Here is a 23,620-nt window from a genome sequence, read left to right as displayed (position 1 = left end):
ATTTTGCAAAACTTTGCTGTAGGTTGTGGGATTTGTGACAGACCGACAGCTCCACAGTACCTTCGTATTCATTTGTTGGTCTGTCACAAAGAGTTTACGTTATAGAGAGTTTTGCAGGTTTTTCGAAATGCTTTAGAAGGGTAAAGGTATTTGATGAAGAAGAAAGTAACAGTTATAGTTATAGTTGTAATTTTAATAGTGATTATTCTCATTGGTGCAGGTGTGATGTGGCGGATGAGGAGAACAGAGGCAGAGGGAAGTTCGTTAGGGGATAATCAGAAGTATGTTTATGCGTATGTTTCGTCGATTGAGGGGAACGAGATAACTTATATGGAAGTGGATGAGTCAGTGGCGAAAGCGGCAGAAGAAAATGCGGATTCTGACAGTATGGAACAGGCTGGAAACAGACAGGCACCGGCGGATATGAGTGGTACGTCAACTGGACAGGACAGCAGTGACCAGGCAGGGCAGGTGCCACCAGATATGGACAGCACCAAGATGCCGTCAGACGCACCGGGTGGCATGTCAGATATGACAGGTGAGACAGTCACAACGCTGATTCCTGTTGGTGTAACCGTACATACTGCATCAGATACGGAAACTACCTTTTCACGTCTTGCCGCAGGTGATCTGCTTAAGATTTTGGTAGAAACAGACATAAGCGGCAATGATGTGATCGAAGAAATCTGGATGTTACAGTAATGTAAGCCGCATACAAAGAGTCATATATAAAGGGTTATACACATAATGAGTCACACACAAAGAAAGGAGCATATATGGACGCAGCACAGCATTTACCTGAAATCATCACCATGCAAAATGTTAACAAATCCTATAAAATGGGAGCTAATTCGCTGCATGTGTTAAAAGACATTTCACTGACCGTTGAAAAAGGGGAATATCTTGCTATCTTAGGACCATCCGGTTCTGGTAAAAGTACCCTGATGAACATTATCGGCTGCATGGATGTTATGGACGGGGGAACTTATAGTCTTGACGGTGTTGAGATTGAGATGGCAAAGGAAAAGGAACTGACTAATATCCGCAACCAGAAGATAGGATTTATTTTTCAGAAATATCATCTGATTCCAACTTATAATGTGCTTCAAAATATTGTTATGCCACTTTTAATGCGCGGGATGAATTTAAAAGAAGCAAAGGATGCAAGTATGGATACCATTGCAATGTTAGGGCTTGCAGAGCGTATCGATCATAAACCAAACGAACTTTCCGGTGGTCAGCAGCAGCGTGTTGCGATTGCACGTGCCTTAGTCGGTCAGCCGGCAATTCTGCTTGCAGATGAGCCGACCGGTGCCTTAGACCGCAACAGCGGAAAAGAAGTGTTAAAACTGTTTCAGCGGTTAAGTGATATGGGAAATACGATCGTTATGATCACACACGATCTGAGCGTTGCTGAACATGCGAAGAGAGTGGTGCGTATTGTGGATGGGGAACTCTATGAAAATTAAAAGTGGTATTCGGTTGGCTTGTGTGGTAGGATAATGAAAACTGACAAATGCTGGTTTGTGGTTGTGATGTGAGTTCCCCGGCGAAGGGTGGATTTACAGTTTTGTGAGTGGCAAATTGCATCAAGCCGGGACTGTTTTGTTTCCGTTGTCCGAAAATAAGTCAATCTAAGGCTGCCTGGTATAGGTTGTGGCGGAGTGACGTGTGCGTCTTAAACGCCCCGTCCGGGGGCATTAAGACTTGTGCTGCCGTCCGTGGCAGCACAACACTGTGTTACGGACAGGCAGACTAAGATTGCCTAATTTTCTCCCAAAGTCACAAAACAGGTCTCGGCTTGATGCGATTTGCCAGCCGCAAGGTTGTGAACCACCCTTCGCCGGAAGACTCATTTGACAACCTTGGAAGTGCGTAAATTTTTAGTGTTTTGTGTCTGAATCTGATTAAAAAATATTTCCAAATAACTAGATTCAATAATTTATTATTTGTTTGATAACACTGGTAAAAACATCGATATATACCACTATGCCCATATTTATTGCCATACACATTTGAAAAAATATTCTGCGTTATTAATCTGGCAATTTACGAAAAATTTCATGTAATACAATGCAGCAGCTGAAAATTTTGGAAAGTCATCAGGCTAAATATTAATGATACAGCATATTAGGATTTTAAGCATATTTTCATTCGTGCGAATATCAAAAATCCACACCTACGCCCCCCGATTTTGAGATGAACCGCCCACCCAAATGGTGTTCATAACCTGAAGTCTGGCATCTTGCGCAAAGCCGGAGCTGATTTTGTGACTTTGGGAGAAAATTAGAAAATCTTAGTGTGTCTGTAGGTACACAGTGATGTTCTGCCACGGATGGCAGAACAAGGCAGCATCGAGTCATGGATGACTCGTTGTTGCCGGTCACGTCACTCCGAGAAAATCTAACTCAGACACACTTAGACTTTTCTTATTTTCGTACAACGGAACCAAAATTACTCCGGCTTTGCGCAAGACGCCACTCACAAGCCTACGAAACACCATTTGGATGGGCGACGCATGCCTCAACAAACTAGCATTTGTTGAGTAATTCATGATAAACATAGGAGAATTACATATGACAAATGAAGAAATCCGTGCATGGTTAGATGCGGAAGCAGAATCAAAATTTCAGAAGTTTACATCCGGTCTGATTCCCGGAGCAGACCCGATTTTAGGTGTGCGTATCCCAAAACTGCGAACTCTTGCGAAAAAGATTGCAAAAGAGGACTGGCGGGGATATTTAGATCATGCTGTCTGTGATACTTATGAGGAAATCATGCTGCAGGGGCTCGTGATTGGATATGCAAAGGGAGAAATCAATGAGCTTTTGGAGTATGTACGGACGTTTATCCCGAAGATACATGACTGGTCAGTCAATGACTGCTTTTGTGCTACTTTTAAAATTGCACAGAAATACCGTGAAAAAGTATGGGATTTTCTGATGCTTTATGCAAAATCTGATCATGAATTTGCGCAGCGTGTCGTTGCCGTCATGCTGATGGATCATTTCCTGACAGAGGAGTATATTACGCGTGTGCTGTCTGTGTGGGATAGTCTTGATCATCCGGGGTATTACCGGAAAATGGGAGTCGCGTGGGGCATTGCAACTGCATATGCAAAATTTCCAAAGGAGACACATGCGTTTTTGCTTAATAATCACCTGGATGATGAGACATACAATAAGGCAATTCAGAAAATGATAGAATCTTACCGTATATCGGCTGATGACAAAGAGATTTTGCGCAGAATGAAAAGAAAATTGTAAAAGTTATAAGCGGATAGTTACTGATTATGCAGATAAAATATTTTATTAAAAATAGCATGTAGAAATTATATGCTATTTTTTTGTGCAATACTTACAAATATAATTAAAATAAGGTGTTTTTAATGACATAATATAAGCAATATGCTAAAATCCATACAAAGCATGACATTCTGAATTATCTATACAGGCATATATGCCATTCTATCCACAGATCAAAATTGTAAGAATTTTCAATGCTTTTATTATCCACACATTTAAGCAGGGAGAATTCTTAAAATCCGGAGATTTCTTCCACACAAAGTATGGGAGGATTCTTTAAACCTGAGATTTCTCCCAAATAACATCAGGGAGGAGAAATGAATGGGAACAGCGGATATAGTAACAAAAGAGTATATGAGGGAAAATACCGTATTTGCAGATGCATTTAATTATCTGATCTACAATGGGAAAAAGGTTATTGATCCTGCAAAACTGATAGAAATTGATTCAACAGAGATTGTACTGCCGTTTGGAAATGAAGAAAAAGTCGGTGAAGATAAGAAATGGGAAGTGCAGAAAACAGAATGGAGTTCTGTAAAAAATGGATCAGTAAGGAAGAAAAATGCAAGTAGAGTGGACATAAAAACAGATGCCGTGCAGAGATATCGCGATCTTTTAAAATCTGCAGTAGTAAAACAGGACGAAAAAACGTCTTACGTTCTTTTGGGCATCGAAAATCAGACAGAGGTGCATTATGCAATGCCGGTCAGAAATGCTATTTATGATGCACTGCAATACGGCAGACAGGTGGCGGATATAGCGGCAGAACACCGCAGGAACAAAAAGGATTTTTTAGGAAAAAGTAATGGCGAATATCTCTCCGGATTTTTTAAAGAAGATCATATCAGACCAGTCATTACCCTTGTGATTCATTTTGGAGCGGAAGAATGGGACGGACCGTTGTCATTGCATGAAATGATGGCGACAAGGGATATGGAAATCCTGAGTTTTGTGGAAAACTATCGCATCCATCTGATCGATCCGGCAAAGCTGACAGAAGAAGAATTAGATAAGTTTTCTACAAGTTTAAAAGAAGTTATGGGATATATCAAATATTCAAAAGATAAGGAAAAGCTGTTGGAATTTTTGCGGACAGATACCCGTAAGACTATAGAAATGAATGCAGCGAGGGTGATAAAGATGATCACAAATACACCAATTGAGGTATCGGAAGAAATGGAGGAGATAGAGATGTGTAAGGCAATTGATGATCTGATCTTAGAGAGTGAGTCTCGTGGAAGGATGGAGGGAGAGAAAAAAGGAGAGGCAAAAGGAGAGGCAAAAGGAATGATAGAGATCTGTCTTGAAATGAACTTTTCCAAAGAGGATATTTTAAGGAAGTTACAGGATAAACTTAATATCTCAATGCAGCAGGCAAGTGAATATTTTGAGATATATGGGAAGAACACAAAGTAGGGCTGGATGGTTGTGATCTGTCATCGTGAAAAATGGGAGTATGGGCATGAATATTGATACACAAAAGGTTATAGAGATCGTAAAAAAGGTAAAACCATTATTTTCAGACCGTGAGGGGTCATCAAATATCAAGGTGAAGGGTGTAGCAGATTTTGTGACACAGATTGATTTTAAAGTGCAGGAACAGGTGAAGCAGGCACTTTATGAATTGTATCCGGATATACAGTTTATGGGAGAAGAGAAGGATAACAGTGACATAGATTTTTCGGGTGACGTCTGGATCTTAGATCCGGTGGATGGGACAACAAATCTTATCCATGATTTTCGGAACAGTACACTCTCACTGGCACTTGCGAGAAATGGTATACTTACATTTGGAATCATATATCATCCGTATTCCGATGAAATCTTTGTAGCAGAACGGCAAAAAGGGGCCTGGTTAAATGGAAATCCGATATCGGTCAGCAGCAGGGGAAATTTTTCGGAGTGTCTGATTTCTATCGGAACAAGTCCGTATCATCGTGAACTTGCAAAAGAAAATTTTAAAGTTTTTGAAAAGGTATTTACAGATTGCGCAGACATCAGAAGACTTGGCTCTGCGGCATTAGAACTTGCGTACGTGGCAGCCGGAAGGATTGATGCATATTTTGAACGCAGTTTAAAACCATGGGATTATGCAGCCGGAATGCTGCTTGTGGAAGAAGCGGGTGGAAAAGTTACTGATTATAAAGGAAATCCCGTGGATATAACAGGAAATTCTGATATTGTAGCAGGCAGTCAGACGATTGGGAAAATCCTGGTACGGAAATATTTATAAATATAGCGGCAGATCATCGCAGGAACAAAAAGGATTTTTCAGGAAAGAGTAATGGCAAATATCTCTCCGGTTTTTTTTAAAGAAAACCATATCAGACCAGTCATCACCTTTGTATCTGATTGATCCGGCAAAGCTGACAGAAGAAGAATTAGATAAGTTTTCTACAAGTTTAAAAGAAGTTATGGGATATATCAAGTATCCAAAAGATAAAGAAAAGCTGTTGGAATTTTTGCGGACAGATACCCATAAGACTATAGAAATGAATGCAGCAAGGGTGATAAAGACAATCACAAATACACCAATCGAGGTATCGGAAGAAATGGAGGAGATAGAGATGTGTAAGGCAATCGAAGATCTTATTTTAGAGGGAGAAGCAAAAGGAGAGGCAAAAGGACTGATAGAGATCTGTCTTGAAATGAACTTTTCCAAAGAAGATATTTTAAGGAAGTTACAGGATAAACTTAATATCTCAATGCAGCAGGCAAGTGAATATTTTGAGATATATGGGAGAAAAACAGAGTAGGGTAAAACAGCTGTACCCCCATAAATAAAAGGAGTTACAGCTGTTTTGATAAAATTAATAAAAGAAATGTTACATCTCAACTACGGCAACACCCCATCCGTCGAGATTGATCTTATCTCCACAGGCAATAGCCGTTTCAGAAATCAATTCCACACCGTTTTTTTCGTGATGAACCACAGAAACCGGATCTTTTGAGTAATTCAGGTAGTAGCACAATTCTTTGCCAAAATCGTTGACGCCCTTCTTTACGATCAGTGGATAATGCGGTGCATTGGATGATAGATCTGCACCCGAAAAACCGGCTTCATGCAGGAAAGATAAAAGCACGGATTCTAACAGTTCATGATTATCAAACATCGTTCCAAAATAAAGTGTCGAACCATTACCATACTGATTTATTGCTGCAGCAGCATAGAGTTCGTATGCCGGATGGCTGTATTTTAATACCGGTATGGCGGTATCACAGGTGATAAGCTCCATCCATTCACTTGCAGAAGCACATAGGGAAGCAGAATGGTCATCGGAGAGTGCAAAGTGTTCTTTGGCGATCGCAGAGATGTTATTCTGAACCGGTGCTATGTCCACATGATGCGGATGTGTAAACTGGTCATAATGAAGTCCAAGACATTTATGCAGCATATGTGGCTGCATATCCGGATAAATTTTTAAATATTCATCCGAGAAACCGCTGCGGAAGGATGTGATCAGGTGTCCGCCGCCTGCTACATAGGAATCCAGTGCAGAGAGCAGTGATTCCGGTGCGCTGTAGAGTGCCGGTACGATCAGACATTCATAACCGGAAAAATCACGTTCTTTAGATGAAATCATATCATACTCAATATTTAAGCGGTAGAGGGCATCTGCAAACCAGCGCATTACAGTGTTGTAGCCGTTTACACCTGCATTTTCCAGAGGAAACTGTGCGAATCCGGTCAGAGAAGCATTGTCAAGCATGATAGCGACCTTATTTTCTTTTTTCAGGTTCTTTAAGTGAGAACCGATCTTTTTCCATTCATTTCCGATAACAACAGCCTCGCGGTAAGTTTCATTTTCTGAAAAATCGTGGGAGAGTACGCCTTTCCAGTAGCTTTCAATCGCATTGTGAATTGAATGCCAGTGCCAGTACATTACACTGTTTGATCCATTTGCGATATGACTGTATGCCTGAAGACGGAGCTGTCCCGGATAAGGAAGCCATGGAGTCATTCCCTGGGCTTCGGTCTCTAAGATCAGATAATTATCTTTTTTCAGGCTGCGTGAGATATTTCCGCATACGGTGATCTCAGCACCAGTCAGTTCCTCGTTGGATGGATGATAAATATCGGCACCTGCAACTGTCATGCAGCGGGCGGCATCGTACTGATCCACTTCAGGCTGATAACCGATGGAATGGGTTGTCCATGCAAAATCAAAGTTCTGGGTGATAAACTGGTCATCACGTTTATATTCGCGGACAATATCAGCCTGCCAGCCCAGAAATTTTGTGACAAGCGAGCGCTGGAATTTACAAAATTCTGCGGCAAGACTCTGGTTGATCGTACCTCTGACATCCGGAAAGTCATCCCAGTCATTTACACGGTTGCTCCAGTAATCAAGTCCGAACTCATGGTTAAAATCATTGATATCCGGAAACTTTTCTTTTAAATAATCTACAAACATTGCCTGAACACGGGGACCGGCAGTTCCATAACTTTTGGTCTCATTATCAAGCTGATAGCCGATCACATGTGGTACATCCTTCACGTGCTCCATCAGAACGCGGATCACGCGTTCGGCATGGGAGAGATAATCAGGGTTTGTGATATCCATATTCTGACGGTGACCGTATCGTTCGCGGCCATTCTGTGTGATCGCAAGGATATCCGGATATTTTTTTACCAGCCATGTCGGTACGGCATAGGTCGGTGTTCCGACGATCACGGAAATATGGTGGCGTGCAGCAGCGTCTAACATTTTATCAATATGTGTAAAATCATACACCCCTTCTTTTGGCTCTAAAGTGCTCCATGTCGATTCTGCGATACGGATGACATTCATCCCTGCTTTTTCCATCATCTCCATATCTTTTTCCACACGGTCATATGGTAGATATTCGGAATAGTATGCAGCTCCAAAATAAAGTTTTTCTGTTTTCATATTGCCCTTTCTTTTCATGATATCTGTAAGTGTTATACACAAAGCAACCGCTTGCGCAAATATAGTATATCATTCAGAAATTTGTATGTAAACCATAATGCTGTAATGCAACAGATAAAAAATCGCAAATGGCTGTAAATGCATGAAAAAAAGTATATAAAGCGGAAAAATAAAAAAATAAAAGCATATTTATTCAAAAAAATATAAAAAAAACTGCGCAATAATGTAGTTTGATCGCAACAAGGAAGATGATAAAACGTGAAAAATACTAAAAATAAACGATAAAAATTAGTAAAAAACACCAAAATAAAAACAAAATATATTGTAATAAATGAATAAAAAGGCGATAAAAATATTGTTGAAATGTGTTAATTGTAAATAAAATATGAAATATTTATAATTGAATAAACGGTTGCGCAAGCGGAAGATATTTATGAATAAATATATTTGCGTAAAAAGGAGAAGGGAGAAAGAGGATGAAACGAAGGTTTATAAGTGGACTGCTTGCCGGTATGATGGCAGTTTCACTGCTTGCCGGATTGCCGGAACCGGTGAAGGTGTCGGCAGAAACAGTTTCCGGTATGGAAAATGCAAATTTTGATTTTGAGGATGGATTGACCGGATGGGACACAACCGGAACGGTCACGGAAGAAACTTCAGGTGCACAGGGAGGAAGCAAATATGTGCATCTGGAAGCAGGTGCTTCGATCACAACGACGATCAAAGATATCAGGCAGGGAAGTTACACACTTTCGGCATGGATCAGAGGAACAGCAGGGAAAAATGCTAAAATTACGGTATCAGAAACCGGAGGACCGGATTCCGTTGCATTGCTTGATGCATATAAAAAAGCGGATACGTGGACTGAAACGGGACACCGGAATGTTCTGGTATACAATGGACAGGTGACCGTCACTGTTGAAGCAGGAGATAAAGCACTTGATCTGGATACCATGGAACTGGTTATGGATTCTGCAGATGACAATTCGCTTTCAAACTGGGGGTTTGAAGAAGGCGAGTCCGGATGGACAACAACCGGAAGTGCAGAGATTGCTTCCAAAAATAATGCAGATACCGGTAAAAAAGCAATGCGTTTAGGCGCAGACAGTGAAATTTCACAGAAGATTTCCGTAGAGCCGAATACAAAATATTCAGTAACGATGCGTGCAAAGGTAGATAAACAGGATACATTCCAGACGGAGAAAGTAAAAAGTACTTACCGTACGGATGCTTCCGGTAATTTGGGAATTATTGGAGAGAATGAAACACGCACAGAATTAGGTGACCGTGTAAATCTTGGTGTCAGAAGTACAGATGGTACGGTGTTAAGACAGGCACCATCCGGAACAGAGGGGTATGGGCTTGTGACGATCACCTTTGAGACCGGAGAAAATCAGACAGAAGTTGAGATATATGCAAATACGAAATATGATCAGACTTATAAAGATTCAGTGACTCTTTATACATCTGCCGGAACGAAACTGGCAGACGACTGGCAGGGAAATGGTTCTGATTATGCATATGTAGATAATTTTGATGTATTCCGTATCCAGAATGAAAATTATCTGCGTGGTGCAGATGTATCGTTCCTTCCGGCAGTCGAAGATCTGGATGGAAAATATTTTGCAAATGGTGTACAGCAGGACTGCCTCAGAATTTTAGCAAACCATGGTGTAAACTCCATCACAAATATGCTGTTTGTACATGCTGGAAAAGCTGCACACTATACAGATTCGCTGGACACAGTATACTTAAATGAAGCATGGGGTGGATTATGGTTAGATGAGCAGGGCAATCCGCTGGAACTTAAGATGATCGCACCGGAGGATGAAGCTGCAGCGTGGTTTGATAAGGAACATTCCTTAGAACTTGGAAAACGTGCGACTGCGCTTGGAATGAGTTACCTTCCGAGTTTTCATTACAGTGATACCTGGATGAGTAATGCGAAGGCATATACTCCGGAAGAGTGGCTGGATTCTGACTATGAAAACACTTATAAAAATACCGATCTCGCACATATGCAGACGATCGTATACAATTATGTTTATGATTTTATGAAATCATTGAAAGATAACAATGTAAATGTATGCGGTGTAAAACATGGAAATGAGCAGAATGGCGGTATTGTATGGCCGGTTGGAAAAGGATCAACATCACAGGGACATGCAAAACTGATCGCAGCATCCTATGCAGCAGCGGAAGATGCAATGCCGGGTGTGGCTGCTTATGTGCATACCAATAATGGCTATGATTCAAATCAGATGAAGACATTTTTTAAAGGGTTATTAAATAATGGAGCTCAATTTGATGGTATGGCATTTTCTCTGTACGGAGGAAGATCATCCGGCAATATTATTTCCATGGCAAATGCGATTTCTTCGGATACAGCCTTGCGTTATATGGATTATGTCAATGTTGAGACGGCATTTTCTTTCACCAGATATCAGGCTACTATGGATACGGCAACTTCGTCCATGGGACAGCCGGCATACTATAATGCATCGGCAAATGGTCAGTACAACTGGCTGCTTGATTATATGCAGGCAGCACTTGATACACCAAATGCTTACGGGCAGACCAGAGGTTTTTATTACTGGGAGGTCGATGAGATCCCGACACCTGGAATCGGTTCTTCGGCAGGAGCTTCCGGTGATATCAGCTGCCGTATCATGTTTAATAATGGCGATACCAGCATCCGGGAAATGGGAAGTACGAAAGACGGAAAAGTCGGTGACATGATGGACAGCATGTATGCTTACCTGATGCGTGGATGCCCGAAAAACAAATCCGCAGATATGATCACTCCGTTAAAGGATGCAGGAACCTATTCTGTCGATGTGACAGATCCGACGGGTATTACATTATCAAAAGACAGTATCACACTTGCTGTTGGTGAGCAGGAACGCTTACAGCCAACTGTTACACCGGCAGATAAAGTACTCTCTGACAGTAATATCACTTATACGTCATCAGCTCCTTCCGTTGCGAAAGTAACACAGGATGGCTTTGTATACGGAGTGTCTGCAGGAGATGCAAAGATCACAGCGTCTGTAAAAGGCGGTCATGGAGCAGCTGTAGATGTAAAAGTGACAGAGGCAGGAAAAGCAGAAGGAATTACCTTAAAAGCAGATGGAAAAGAGGTAACGGATAATAGTACAAAGAGTGCTGTTGTTCTGGATAAGATACAGCTTAATGCGGTTTTATCCGGCAGCAATGTAACGGATCAGACAGTTGTTTATACTTCATCAGATCCGGAGGTTGCTTCCTTTCTGGGAGAAACATGGCAGCAGGAAGAAAAAGGAAGCATGCGTCAGGAAACAGAAAAAACAGATACTGCGGTACAGTTGAATATGAAATCTGTTGGAACTACCGTTATTACGGCAAAGACTACGGACGGATCAAAGACAGTAAGTTTTACGTTAAATGTGAGCAAGGTGGATGCAACGTCTGTAACAATAGATAAAACAGAAGCTGAAATCGGATTTGGACGTACTTTACAGTTAAAGGCAACTGTGACACCAAAGAATACGACAAAATATAAATTACACTGGAAATCTGAAAATACTTCAGTCGCAACCGTGGATGAAAACGGACTGGTAAGTACAGTCGGAGTCGGTGATGCCGTGATCAAGGCGATATCCGATGACAACGAGGATATTTATGGAAGTTGTACAGTACATGTACTGCCGGTACAGGTGGAAGGTATTGCGTTAAGCAAGACAACACTTACATTACAGACAGGATCGAGTAAAAAGATCGATACGATCATTACTCCGTCAAATGCGGATAATAAAGAAGTGACATGGGAGAGTTCTGATGATTCGATCGCAAAAGTAGACGAAAACGGAAATGTTACCGGTGTGTCAGAGGGTGGTCCGGTTACTATCACAGCAACCACAAAAAATGGAGGTTATCAGGCAAGTTGTAAGGTGACGGTACAGAAAGATGCAATTCCGGTCAGTGGTGTGACATTAGATCAGGAGAATTATTATTTCTCATCTGATTACTTCTCAGATAAAAATGCATCTGAAGATGCACCGGTGATCCGAATGGAAGCAACGGTTCTTCCGGATACTGCAACCAATACGGATGTAACCTGGGAATCTGATACACCGGGTGTTGCAACGGTGGATGCTTATGGACAGGTCACGGCAGTGGCAGCAGGTGTTACAACGATCACGGCAAAAACAGCAGACGGTGGACATGCAGCGACAGCAAAAGTTTACGTTCCTGCAGTGAGCGAGAGCTTTGACAATCGTGATGCAGGTGATAACTGGAGTATGGGAAAGAGTGTTACACTTGGAACACTGACAGCAGCAGTTACAGAGGATTCAGATGAAAATACTTTCTTACAGATCACAGGAGGTGGTTCCGGTGACCGTGCACTGATGAAAAAATTCCAGAAAGCGGTAAAGAGCGATGAAGTGATCGTGGATTTTGACTGGAATGTCGGCAAAGTAAGCAGCGGTCCGGCTTATCTGACTGTGACAGACAGCAGTAATCATTGTTATTTTGGACTGCAGATTAACAGCAAGGGAGTTCTTTCTTATGGCAGCAGAGGAACAATGGAGACCGGAGGAGAACTTTCCGATACACAGGAATTTGGAACTGCATTTAACAAGACAAATACATGGTACCATGTGCATGCGATCATTGATATGGAAGCTGGAAAAACAACGCTGACACTTACATCGAAGGCAGATGCGAGTGTGACAGCTACAAAAGAAATTGCTTTTGTATCAGGAACTTCTTATACAAAAGATGTTGCAGCAATTCATTTTTATGGAAGAAGAAATGGTGGATCACTTTCCTGGAATCCGGCAGTGGATAATTTTAACATTTATCCTGCAGCAGTTGCTCCGGTGGAGATAAAGGCAGATAAAGATTCTGTAAAACTGATCCCGGTAGCAGGAACACGTGGTGTCAGTGAAAAAGTAGAAGCCTCTGTGGCTCCGGCATCGGCAGATCAGGAGATGTTATGGGAGTCAACGGACACAGATCTTGTAACAGTATCGCAGGATGGAACGATCCAGGCCGTAAATACATATGAAAAATTAGAAGATATCGTTACCGGAAGCTGTATGGTAAAAGTGTCTTCCGTAAAAGATCCTTCTATTTATAAAGAGATTGCGGTTACGATCAGCAACAACCCGAATGCATCAGAGTTTTTCTCAATCAAAGATGAGGATGGAAACGCTGTCTATGAGATGGGTACCGGAGGTCAGACAGTAAGCCTTGATACAGGCGATAAGAAACAATTCTTCCCGGTATTGACAGGCGGTGACGGTGAGAGTGATTATGCAGGTGTGGAATGGACATCTGATAATACAAAAGTGGCAGTGATCGATGCTGAGAGCGGCGTGCTGACTGCAAAAGGAGCAGGTACAGCAAATATCACACTGAAAGTTACAATGTATGCAGGTGATCCGCTGACTGGAACTTTTACAGTGAAAGTCAAAGGAGAGACACTTGCAGATACAACAATACTTGAAAATGCGATTTCGGATGCAAAGGCAGCAAAAGACCAGGCGGATGATTATTATACGGCAGAGAGCCTTGCGGCATATCAGAAAGCATTAGAGCAGGCAGAAAATATTTTAAAGAAATCTGAAGAAGAAAAATGGGATGCTGCAAAACAGAGTACGATCAACGAAGCAGCAGAGAATCTTAACAATGTGGTAACCGGATTAGAGAAGAATACGATGATTACCGGAATTAAGATTTCAGGCGGTGATGATGCGTTAAATGTCAACAAACAGACAACGCTGACCGCAGCAATCTCGCCATCTACAGCAGAAGAGAAAGTTGTGTGGACTTCTGATGATCTTTCCGTTGCGGTCGTGGATAAAAACAGCGGTGTAGTAACGGCAGTGGGAGAGGGAACAGCTACGATCACTGCGGTAAGTGAGAGCCGGGGTGTATCTGCTCAGAAAAAGATTACGGTTACCAAAGATCTGACTTCTGCTTACGATGCGAACGGGATCAAAGTTACAGAAACAAATTCTGTAAGACCGGCAAAAAATGCATTTATCAATGCACGTACCATGAACTTAAATCCTGGAAACAGTGCATGGACAACAGGATCTGCTACAAAGGAGGGAGCGATCGCCATTGATTTTGGTTCTGATGTAAACATTGAAAATGTAAAGACCGGATTCTGGTCAAAATTAAAATATACACTGGACGTTTCAAAAGATGGTGAAAACTGGACGACAGTGATTGATCATTCTGAGGAAGCAGCGGGGGTTGATACAACAGCAAAAGAACCGTATACAGATGTTTTCCCGGAAAACACGGTGGCACGTCATATGCGGATCAATGTACTTGCAAATGATGGTGGTAAAAGCTGGATCGGTGTTACGGTATTACAGGTTAACGGTACCTATGTATCGGATGCAGCGATCGTGAAATCGATATCCTGTGATCCGGTAACGGTGGAGAATGTTTCTGAACTGACGAAAGATACTCTGCCGCAGACAGTTTCTGTAACGATGGCAGATGAAACCGTAATACAGGAAAAAGTAGAGTGGGAGGATTCTTCCTTAGATAAGGTTATAAAAGCTGATGAAGCTGGAAATTTTCAGATTTACGGTACAGTACAGATTAACGGTGTAAATTATGATGTTGTATGTGAAGTAACAGTAAAAGATAAGACACCGGTCGTCGTTCCGGTTGATAAGACAGCATTAAATGCGCAGATTGCCAAAGCTGAAAAAATAAATGCATCTGATTATACAGAGGAAAGCTATAAAGTTTTTGCTGAGGCACTTGCAGCAGCAAAAGAGGTGGCAGCGAACGCAAAGGCAACGCAGGATGAGATTGATGCGGTTACAGAAAGATTAGCTGCAGCAGTCGGTAATCTGAAAGAAAAACCAGCGGATACAGAAAAACCAGCGGATACAGAAAAGCCAGGTGATACAGAAAAACCAGCGGATACAGAAAAGCCGGGTGATACAGAAAAACCGGCAGATACAGAAAAGCCGGGTGATACAGAAAAACCGGCAGATACAGAAAAACCGGACAATACAAAGAAACCGGCGGATACAGAGAAACCAGATAATACAAAGAAAAACGTGAAAGTACAGAAAATTACGATCACACCGGGACAGTATTCTCTGGCAGTTGGCAAAAAACTGACCCTGAAGGCAACCGTTGGTCCGAAGAAAGCGACAAATAAAAAAGTTGTATGGTCATCTTCGAATACGAAATATGCGACGGTAAACAGCAAAGGTGTTGTGACAGCAAAGAAAGCCGGAGCAGGAAAAACAGTTACGATCACGGCAAAAGCAGCGGATGGAAGCGGTGTTCGTGCCAAAGCAAAGATCAGGATCATGAAACATACAGTTACAAAGATCACATTACAGGCAAAAGCTAAAACAGTGAAAGCCGGTAAGAAGATAACTGTGTATGCAAGAGTAAAAACAAATGGAAAGAAAGCCAATTCAAAGATTGAATGGACTTCTTCAAACAACAAATATGCGACAGTAAACAGCAAAGGTGTTGTGACGGCAAAGAAAGCCGGAATTGGAAAAACAGTTACGATCACGGCAAAAGCAACCGATGGAAGTGGTAAGAAAGCAACCATAAAAATCAAGATCAAAAAATAAGTCAAAGAGACTGCGGTATGAAAAATGCCGCAGTTTTTCTTTTGAAAAAATATCTATGATTTGTCGGGAAAAATACTGTAAAATATAGTGTAGACAGTTATACTCTTATTCATTAACATAAATGAATAAGCAATGTTTTTTGCAGGCTGCCAGAGAATAAAGCCTGACATTAAAACCGGTATAAGTATGGAGGATGGATATATGGAACTGAATCATAATAAAGAAAAACTTGACAATTATAGAAAACGTGCGGCAGAATTGGTCGGTAAAATGACACTGGAAGAAAAAGTGGCACAGACCCTGTATCAGGCACCGGCGGTGGAACGGTTAAATATAAAGGCATATAACTGGTGGAACGAGGCACTGCATGGTGTGGCAAGAGCCGGCACAGCAACAGTATTTCCGCAGGCGATCGGTCTGGCTGCAACTTTTGACGAAGATCTGTTAGAACAGGTCGGGGATGCGGTGTCAACGGAGGCAAGAGCCAAATTTAATATGCAGCAGGAAGGAAAAGATACAGATATTTATAAAGGTCTGACTTTCTGGGCGCCGAATGTCAATATTTTCCGCGATCCAAGATGGGGCAGGGGACATGAGACTTTCGGGGAAGATCCGTATCTGACCAGCCGTCTTGGAGTACGGTATATTGAAGGCTTACAGGGACATGATGAAAATTATTTAAAAGCGGCTGCCTGTGCGAAACATTTTGCAGTTCACAGCGGACCGGAGGTGGTGCGTCATGAATTTGATGCCAAGGTGACGGAACAGGATTTAAGGGAAACATATCTGCCGGCATTTGAAGCATGTGTAAAAGAAGGAAAAGTAGAAGCAGTAATGGGGGCGTATAACCGGACAAATGGAGTTCCATGCTGTGGAAACAAACGTCTGCTGAACGATATTCTGCGAAAAGAATGGGGATTTTTGGGACATGTGACATCTGACTGCTGGGCAATCAGGGATTTTCATGAAGGACATCATGTTACAAGCACCGCAATCGAATCGGTTGCGATGGCAATGAATAATGGCTGTGACTTAAACTGCGGTACATTGTTTGGCTTTCTGGTTCAGGCGGTAAGACAGGGACTGGTCAAAGAAGAACGTTTAGATGAGGCTGTCACAAATCTTTTTACGGCAAGAATGAAACTGGGTGTGTTCGATAAAAAAGAAGAAAACCCATATGATAAAATTCCTTATCTTGCCGCAGACAGCAAAGAAATGAGAACTTTCAATGAAGCAGTAGCAAAACGCACGATTGTCCTGTTAAAAAATAAGGAGCATATATTACCGCTTGATAAAAATAAAATAAAAACGATCGGTGTGATCGGACCGAATGCAGACAGCAGACGTGCGTTAGTTGGCAATTATGAGGGAACTGCGTCACGTTACATTACTGTGTTAGAGGGAATTGAAGATTATGTCGGCGATGATGTGAGGGTGCTCTATTCAGAGGGATGTCATCTTTATAAGGATCGTACCAGCAATCTGGCACAGGAGAATGACCGCATGTCGGAAGTGCTTGGTGTATGTAAAGAGAGTGATGTGGTTATTGCAGTACTTGGGCTCGATGCAGGTATTGAGGGAGAAGAAGGAGATGCAGGCAATGAGTATGGCAGTGGTGACAAACCGGATCTGAATCTTCCGGGACTACAGGAGGAAATTTTAGAAGCAGCAGTATCCTGTGGCAAACCTGTTGTTTTAGTCCTGTTATCAGGAAGCGCGCTTGCGGTAAGCTGGGCGGATGAACATGTGAATGCGATCATACAGGGATGGTATCCGGGCGCAAGAGGCGGAGCGGCGATTGCAGATATTTTGTTTGGAGAAGCAAATCCGGAAGGAAAACTGCCGGTCACATTTTACCGTACCACGGAAGAACTGCCGGAGTTTGAAAACTATTCCATGAAGGGAAGAACTTACCGTTATATGAAACAGGAGGCATTATATCCGTTTGGCTATGGACTTTCCTATACGGAGTATACGTATCAGAATATCAGGTTTTTAGAGCAGAGACCAAAGACCTCTGATGGGGTAACGATCGGTGTGTCCGTAAAAAATACCGGAAAAATGGATGGTATCGAGACGGTACAGGTTTACGTGAAGGCAGAACATTCTGATATGCCATATGGACAGTTGAAAAAGATCGTAAAACTTCCACTCCACGCAGGAGAAGAAAAAGAAATTCACATCCGCTTAGAACCGGAGGCGTTTATGCTGTATGATGAGAAAGGAAAGAAGATCCTGCCGTCTGGAAACTTCCGGATATTTGTCGGAGGTATGCAGCCGGATACGCGCAGCGAGAGGCTTGCCGGAAAAACGGTAAAAAGTCTGATACTGGAATAAAATTAGGAAAAAAATAGGAAAAAAATAGGATTGATTTTTGCCCCTGGTTGTACAATAATAAACTTAGTTGCGCAACTAAGCGCAAAAAAGCGAGGGATAAGAGTTTATGGATAAGGGGTCAGAAAAAAATATTACGATTGCGGATGTGGCAGAGGCACTTGGGGTATCAAAGACAACCGTATCGCGTGCAATCTCCGGCAAAGGACGGATCGGTAAGGAAACGAGAGAACGTGTTTTAGCATATATAGAGGAGCATGACTATAAGCCAAATGTGATTGCGAAAGGGCTTGCACAGTCTAAGACTTATAATATCTGTGTTGCCATGCCGGGAGAGTATGATGTGGTAGATCTTACTTTCTTTCAGGAATGTCTGTTTGGCATACAGGAGATTGCTGGAAGCATGGAATACGACATCCTGCTTTCTATCTGTATGACAAATGATATATCTTCTTTAGAGCGTATCATTGCTAACCATAAAGTGGATGGTGTGATTTTGATGCGGACTTTTGTGGAAGATGAGCAGATCGAGTTTTTACAGACAAAAAATGTACCGTTTGTCACGATCGGAAGTACCAGTACCAATTATAAAGGTGTGATCCAGGTAGACCACAATCACAAGAGCGCATGCAAAGAACTTACATCGATCATATTGATGAAACAAATGGAAAAAATTGCGCTGATCGGCGGCAATGAGGAACATGTGGTCACACAGAGCCGTCTGCGTGGATTTCGCGAAGCATATGCAAAGATGGGAAAAGAGTTAGATGAGGACCTGATGTTTTTAAGCCAGGATAATCAGGTTTTGGTGGAAAAAGCAGTCAAGGAAGCGTTGAACCGGCAGGCAGACTGTATTCTATGTATGGATGATGCTGTCTGCAGCCGTGTTTTAAAAACACTCCGCCAGCAGCATGTCAAAGTACCGGAAGATGTTCGTGTGGCATCGTTTTATAACAGCATGGTACTTGAAAATAACGTACCGTCGATCACATCGCTGTCATTTGATGCGAAAGAACTTGGAATGGTAGCATGCAGAACACTGCTTGATCTGACGGAGGGACTTGAAGTAAAAGAACGCACATTACTTCCATATGAAGTGGTACTCAAAGAATCGACAAAGTAAATACAGACAGGAAAATCTATGGATAGATTGAAGTTATGAATTTGAAATGGGCGAAGCACAGGAAAATGAATGTGTTTCGCTTTTTTTTTTACAGAAAACTGTTTTGCTGGGCAGATATACCCAGTTTATATCTTTTGAAAACGTTACCAAATCTGCCCCCAAAATCACTGTTTCAAAAATTGCAAAAAAAGAGCTAAAACATCCATAAAAAGCATGTTACATAATTGAAAATGCACGGAAAATCAATGGTTAACGGTTGCGCAAAAGTCGAATATGAAAAAAATAAAAGAAAGAGAAGAAAATAATATTGTGCAAAATTGCTAAAAAATGGTCGGATTTATTATAAAATGTGGACATTGACACAAGGATGTAACAGAGATATACTCTAACCATAGAACAACCGATTGCGCATAGCGCAACACGAAAAAGCGTTCTAAAAGAACATTTTTTTCTATCAAGGAAAAGGGAGGATTTTCAAATGAAGAAAAAAGTCATCAGCACAGTATTATGTGCAGCAATGGTAGCTTCCATGTTCGCAGGATGTGGAAACAAAGCAGCAAACAACAGCACAGCTGACAACAGCGCAGCAGACAATGCAGCAGAGAGCAGTGATGCAGCTGCAACAACAGAAGCAGGCGATGCAGCTGCAGAGACAGAGGCAGCATCAGCTTCCGATGATGCAATCGCAAATCTGATCGCATCTACAGATGGAACCGTAGATATCCAGTTATGGTGCTCAGAACTTGAAGCTTATCAGAATGTTATGAAAGAGCTGACAGACAAATTCAAAGAGCAGTACTCAGATGTAGATTTCAACATCACAATCGGTGCTGTATCTGAGGCAGATGCCAAAGATAAGATTCTTGAGGATATTGATGCGGCAGCAGATGTATTCGTATTTGCAGATGATCAGGTAAATGATCTTGTAAATGCAGGTGCGCTTCAGGAAGTGGCAGCTACATATACATATGATCCGAAAGAAACAAACTCAGAGGCAACTGTAGCAGCAGCTACCAAAGACGGAAAACTTTACGCTTATCCGTTAACAGCATCAAACGGTTATTTCTTATACTATGATTCAAACATCTTCTCTGAAGAGGATGTGGCTTCCTGGGAAAATCTTACAGCAAAAGCGGAAGAAGCAGGAACAAAAGTTGGCATGAATGTAGCAGATGGATGGTATCTGTATGGATTCTTCTCTGGTGCAGGCTGTGAACTTTCCATGAATGAAGATAACTCAAATAATTGTGACTGGAACTCTGAGACCGGTCTTGCAGTAGCACAGAGCATTGAAAATATCACTTCTTCTCCGGCGTTTGTAAGCGTACAAGATCAGGATGCAATTACCATGTTAAATGACGGTACACTTGGCGCATATGTTTCCGGTACATGGAACACCGGATCTTTTGAAGCGAAATACGGTGACGGATATGCAGCATGTAAATTACCTACTTTCGATGTAAATGGAACAGCTACACAGATGGGATCTTATGCAGGATACAAATTCGTAGGTGTGAACTCCCATGCTAAAAATGTTGGCTGGTCAATGCTCCTTGCTGAGTATCTCACAAATGAGGAGAGCCAGTTAGCAATTGGTAACGCTACATCAGAGGGACCGGCTAACACAGTAGCAGCAGCTCAGATTGATTCCCCGGCACTTGTAGCACTTGCAGCGCAGTCAGAGTTTGCAGATCAGCAGGTTGTAGGCAATAATTACTGGGATCCGGCAAAGGCACTTGGACAGAACCTGGTTGACGGTGCAACAGATCTTCAGGCTGTACTTGATGATGCAGTAGCTGGTATTACACAGCCGGTAGCTGAATAATCAAAATATCTGTAAAACTCATATTTCCACATGACCTGACAGACAGGTCATGTGGGGATTTTTAAAAAGAGAAAAGTTTTTGTTACCGAAACAAAAATTCTCATTCACGCGCATAGGGAGTGAATCTATGAAAACATTTTTAAACGCAATCAAAAAATACTTTGTCGATTTCGGAACAGCAGTGGCAAAGGGCGATATCTGGTGCAAGCTTTCACTGCTTGTTATGGGTGCCGGATACTGGGGACGTAAACAGATCGTCAAAGGTATCTTAATGACAGCACTTGAAGTGATAGTAATCCTGTTTACAGGAATGTTCTCTATCAATTATATTAAGGATTTAAATACACTTGGTACCGTTCAGTATGAGTCTGTATTTGATCCACTGACCTTGAAAAACACTGTTAATGATTACGATAACTCGTTACTAATCTTATTATATGGTATTGTCGGAATCCTCGTAATCGTAGCATTCATATTTTTATATATAAGCAATATGAAGGCTGTATACCGCCTTCAGCTTATGAAAGAAGAGGGAGAACATGTCAATACATTTGCGGAAGATATAAAATCTCTTTTCAATGGTAAGTTTTATATCACATTACTTACCCTGCCGAGTATCGGTGTTATTATGATGAACATTATACCGATCATTTTTATGTCCTGTGTGGCATTTACCAATTATGATATGGATCATATGCCGCCAAACTACCTGTTTACATGGGTTGGACTTAGAAACTTCAAGAATATGTTTACAGGCGGTACCACGATCACATTCTCCTATGCATTCGTAAGAATTCTTGCATGGACAATGATCTGGGCAGTATCGGCAACATTTACAACTTTCATCGGTGGTATTCTTTTGGCAAAGCTGATCAACCATGAAGATACACATTTTAAAAAAATGTGGAGATCACTTTTTGTTGTGACAATCGCGATTCCACAGTTCGTAACATTGCTTCTTGTAAGCAAAATGTTCAGCGACCATGGTATTGTAAATACATTATGTTCCAACATCGGCCTGACAGGCTGGTTACAAAGTATCGGACTTGTTTCAGGAAACTATATTCCATTTCTTTCCAAACCGGGCTGGTCTCATGCAATGATCATTCTTATTAATATCTGGGTCGGTGTTCCATATCAGATGCTTTCCGCTACCGGTATTCTGATGAATATTCCGACAGATCAGTTGGAGAGTGCACGTATCGATGGTGCAAATAAATGGCAGATCTTCTGGAAGATCACAATGCCGTATGTATTATTTATCTGTGGACCATCCCTGATTCAGAGCATCATTGCAAACATCAATAACTTTAACGTTATTTATCTGCTGACAAGTTCCAATGCAACAGCAAACATGGCATTTGCAAACTCTAATGCAAAAGAGACAGACCTTCTCATTACATGGCTGTTTACATTGACCAACGATAACTCAAACTATAAGATGGCATCGGTAATTGGTATTATTTCATTTGCTATCTGTGCGCTTCTTACATTGCTTAGCTATACAAGAATGATCAGTGGTGATAAAGAGGAGGTGTACCAATAATGAAAAAGAAAACATGGAAAATCATTTTAAGACATTTAGTACTTGCTCTTTTGGCAATCATCTGGCTGATTCCGATTGTATGGCTGGTTGTAACATCCCTTTCCACTACAAAGGGTGTAAGTTACCAGCACTTTTTCCCGGAACACTGGACACTGGCAAACTATCATCAACTGTTCTTTAAGACAGATACAGCAGCAAACTTCCCTGCATGGTTTAAAAATACCTTTATTGTAGCATTTTTTACCTGTATCGTTTCATCCGCTTTTGTACTGATGGTCTCTTATGCATTCAGTTGTATGAGATTCAAGGCGAGAAAACCTCTGATGAGCTTTTCTATCATTCTTGGAATGTTCCCAGGTGTACTTTCCATGATCGCTGTTTATTTTGTCTTAAAAATGATCGGACTTACCGATTCACTTGCAGGTCTGGTTATCGTATATTCTGCAGGTTCGGGACTTGGGTTTTTAGTATTGAAAGGTTTCTTTGATACCATCCCGGTTTCACTGAGAGAGGCTGCCCGCTTAGAGGGTGCTTCCGAGGCAACAATTTTTGGAAAAATCATTATTCCGCTGTCAAAACCGATGATAGTATATACGATCATCAACTCTTTCCTGAATCCATGGATGGATTTTGTTCTGGCACGGATCATGATCAAGTCGAAAGAGTCGGCAGACTGGACAGTTGCGATCGGTCTTTATAATCTGTTACAGAAGACTCTGATCGGAGATTACTTCGCAATCTTCTGTGCCGGAGGTGTAATGATCGCAATCCCGATTTCCATTCTCTTCGTAGTGATGCAGAAGTTCTATGTTGAGGGTGTTACCGGCGGAGCTGTTAAAGGCTAAATTGCGGGAAGTAACACTAAGTAGACATTGCAGCAGAGGCTGCAATGCCTAAGTGTTACTAACCCGCGTTGGAAGAACGCAGGAGCAGCGTTCTTCTGAGAAAGTGTAGTTTTGAGAAGAGTATTAACTCTTTTAGATAAAAT

The 23,620-nt window shown here is 41.7% G+C and carries 14 protein-coding genes; 13 read left to right on the top strand and 1 reads right to left on the bottom strand.

Features of this window, described 5'->3' with window-relative positions:
• Nucleotides 1-234 precede the first annotated feature (234 nt).
• From ACDD58_RS17930 to ACDD58_RS17905, 6 genes are all read left to right on the top strand, one after another.
• Nucleotides 235-702, top strand: coding sequence for a hypothetical protein (locus ACDD58_RS17930; protein WP_243102873.1), 468 nt, complete (start codon nucleotides 235-237; stop codon nucleotides 700-702).
• Between the two features lie 74 nt (nucleotides 703-776).
• On the top strand, nucleotides 777-1,469 hold the full coding sequence (locus ACDD58_RS17925; RefSeq protein WP_118209396.1) for an ABC transporter ATP-binding protein: 693 nt from the start codon (nucleotides 777-779) through the stop codon (nucleotides 1,467-1,469).
• Between the two features lie 1,107 nt (nucleotides 1,470-2,576).
• Nucleotides 2,577-3,266, top strand: a complete 690-nt coding sequence (locus ACDD58_RS17920; protein ID WP_118210287.1) for a DNA alkylation repair protein — start codon at nucleotides 2,577-2,579, stop codon at nucleotides 3,264-3,266.
• A gap of 360 nt (nucleotides 3,267-3,626) precedes the next feature.
• Entirely contained in the window at nucleotides 3,627-4,721 is a 1,095-nt protein-coding gene (locus tag ACDD58_RS17915) for an Rpn family recombination-promoting nuclease/putative transposase (RefSeq protein WP_118210288.1), read from the top strand.
• A 46-nt stretch (nucleotides 4,722-4,767) separates the two neighbouring features.
• Nucleotides 4,768-5,538 (top strand): inositol monophosphatase, encoded by a 771-nt coding sequence (locus ACDD58_RS17910; RefSeq protein WP_117921274.1) that lies wholly within the window; start codon nucleotides 4,768-4,770, stop codon nucleotides 5,536-5,538.
• A gap of 109 nt (nucleotides 5,539-5,647) precedes the next feature.
• Nucleotides 5,648-6,061, top strand: coding sequence for a hypothetical protein (locus ACDD58_RS17905; RefSeq protein WP_243102977.1), 414 nt, complete (start codon nucleotides 5,648-5,650; stop codon nucleotides 6,059-6,061).
• A 69-nt stretch (nucleotides 6,062-6,130) separates the two neighbouring features.
• On the opposite strand, the gene ACDD58_RS17900 is transcribed toward ACDD58_RS17905, so the two are convergent.
• Nucleotides 6,131-8,197, bottom strand: a complete 2,067-nt coding sequence (locus ACDD58_RS17900) for a beta-galactosidase (protein ID WP_370778575.1) — start codon at nucleotides 8,195-8,197, stop codon at nucleotides 6,131-6,133.
• A gap of 476 nt (nucleotides 8,198-8,673) precedes the next feature.
• On the opposite strand from ACDD58_RS17900, the gene ACDD58_RS17895 reads away from it, so the two are divergent.
• The 7 genes from ACDD58_RS17895 to ACDD58_RS17865 all read left to right on the top strand — a co-directional run bounded on the left by ACDD58_RS17895 (nucleotide 8,674) and on the right by ACDD58_RS17865 (nucleotide 23,477).
• Complete coding sequence (locus ACDD58_RS17895; RefSeq protein ID WP_370778574.1) at nucleotides 8,674-15,804, top strand: Ig-like domain-containing protein; 7,131 nt, start codon at nucleotides 8,674-8,676, stop codon at nucleotides 15,802-15,804.
• Nucleotides 15,805-16,005: 201 nt separating this feature from the next.
• Nucleotides 16,006-18,141, top strand: coding sequence for a glycoside hydrolase family 3 C-terminal domain-containing protein (locus ACDD58_RS17890; RefSeq protein ID WP_370778573.1), 2,136 nt, complete (start codon nucleotides 16,006-16,008; stop codon nucleotides 18,139-18,141).
• Nucleotides 18,142-18,247: 106 nt separating this feature from the next.
• Nucleotides 18,248-19,261: a LacI family DNA-binding transcriptional regulator gene (locus tag ACDD58_RS17885; protein ID WP_370778571.1), complete on the top strand. Its 1,014-nt coding sequence runs from the start codon at nucleotides 18,248-18,250 to the stop codon at nucleotides 19,259-19,261.
• Between the two features lie 46 nt (nucleotides 19,262-19,307).
• A complete protein-coding gene (locus tag ACDD58_RS17880; protein WP_370778570.1) occupies nucleotides 19,308-19,469 on the top strand; it encodes a hypothetical protein in 162 nt (53 codons plus the stop codon).
• A gap of 270 nt (nucleotides 19,470-19,739) precedes the next feature.
• Nucleotides 19,740-21,086, top strand: coding sequence for an extracellular solute-binding protein (locus ACDD58_RS17875; protein WP_370778569.1), 1,347 nt, complete (start codon nucleotides 19,740-19,742; stop codon nucleotides 21,084-21,086).
• A gap of 127 nt (nucleotides 21,087-21,213) precedes the next feature.
• Nucleotides 21,214-22,632, top strand: a complete 1,419-nt coding sequence (locus tag ACDD58_RS17870; RefSeq protein WP_370778568.1) for a carbohydrate ABC transporter permease — start codon at nucleotides 21,214-21,216, stop codon at nucleotides 22,630-22,632.
• Nucleotides 22,632-23,477: a sugar ABC transporter permease gene (locus tag ACDD58_RS17865; protein WP_370778566.1), complete on the top strand. Its 846-nt coding sequence runs from the start codon at nucleotides 22,632-22,634 to the stop codon at nucleotides 23,475-23,477. Before ACDD58_RS17870 ends, ACDD58_RS17865 begins: the two co-directional genes overlap by 1 nt.
• The last annotated feature ends 143 nt before the right edge of the window (nucleotides 23,478-23,620 follow it).

This window comes from Roseburia sp. (assembly GCF_041325975.1).
Taxonomy (GTDB): Bacteria; Bacillota; Clostridia; order Lachnospirales; family Lachnospiraceae; genus Roseburia; species Roseburia rectibacter.
The sequence above is the reverse complement of the archived record's forward strand: the minus strand, read 5'-3'. Positions and strand labels throughout refer to the sequence as shown.

Coding starts and splice junctions, on each gene's coding strand:
- ACDD58_RS17895 (WP_370778574.1), top strand. CDS start 8,674: ATGAAACGAAGGTTTATAAGTGGACTGCTTGCCGGTATGATGGCAGTT.
- ACDD58_RS17915 (WP_118210288.1), top strand. CDS start 3,627: ATGGGAACAGCGGATATAGTAACAAAAGAGTATATGAGGGAAAATACC.
- ACDD58_RS17890 (WP_370778573.1), top strand. CDS start 16,006: ATGGAACTGAATCATAATAAAGAAAAACTTGACAATTATAGAAAACGT.
- ACDD58_RS17930 (WP_243102873.1), top strand. CDS start 235: ATGAGGAGAACAGAGGCAGAGGGAAGTTCGTTAGGGGATAATCAGAAG.
- ACDD58_RS17925 (WP_118209396.1), top strand. CDS start 777: ATGGACGCAGCACAGCATTTACCTGAAATCATCACCATGCAAAATGTT.
- ACDD58_RS17880 (WP_370778570.1), top strand. CDS start 19,308: ATGGGCGAAGCACAGGAAAATGAATGTGTTTCGCTTTTTTTTTTACAG.
- ACDD58_RS17910 (WP_117921274.1), top strand. CDS start 4,768: ATGAATATTGATACACAAAAGGTTATAGAGATCGTAAAAAAGGTAAAA.
- ACDD58_RS17900 (WP_370778575.1), bottom strand. CDS start 8,197: ATGAAAACAGAAAAACTTTATTTTGGAGCTGCATACTATTCCGAATAT.
- ACDD58_RS17870 (WP_370778568.1), top strand. CDS start 21,214: ATGAAAACATTTTTAAACGCAATCAAAAAATACTTTGTCGATTTCGGA.
- ACDD58_RS17920 (WP_118210287.1), top strand. CDS start 2,577: ATGACAAATGAAGAAATCCGTGCATGGTTAGATGCGGAAGCAGAATCA.
- ACDD58_RS17875 (WP_370778569.1), top strand. CDS start 19,740: ATGAAGAAAAAAGTCATCAGCACAGTATTATGTGCAGCAATGGTAGCT.
- ACDD58_RS17885 (WP_370778571.1), top strand. CDS start 18,248: ATGGATAAGGGGTCAGAAAAAAATATTACGATTGCGGATGTGGCAGAG.
- ACDD58_RS17865 (WP_370778566.1), top strand. CDS start 22,632: ATGAAAAAGAAAACATGGAAAATCATTTTAAGACATTTAGTACTTGCT.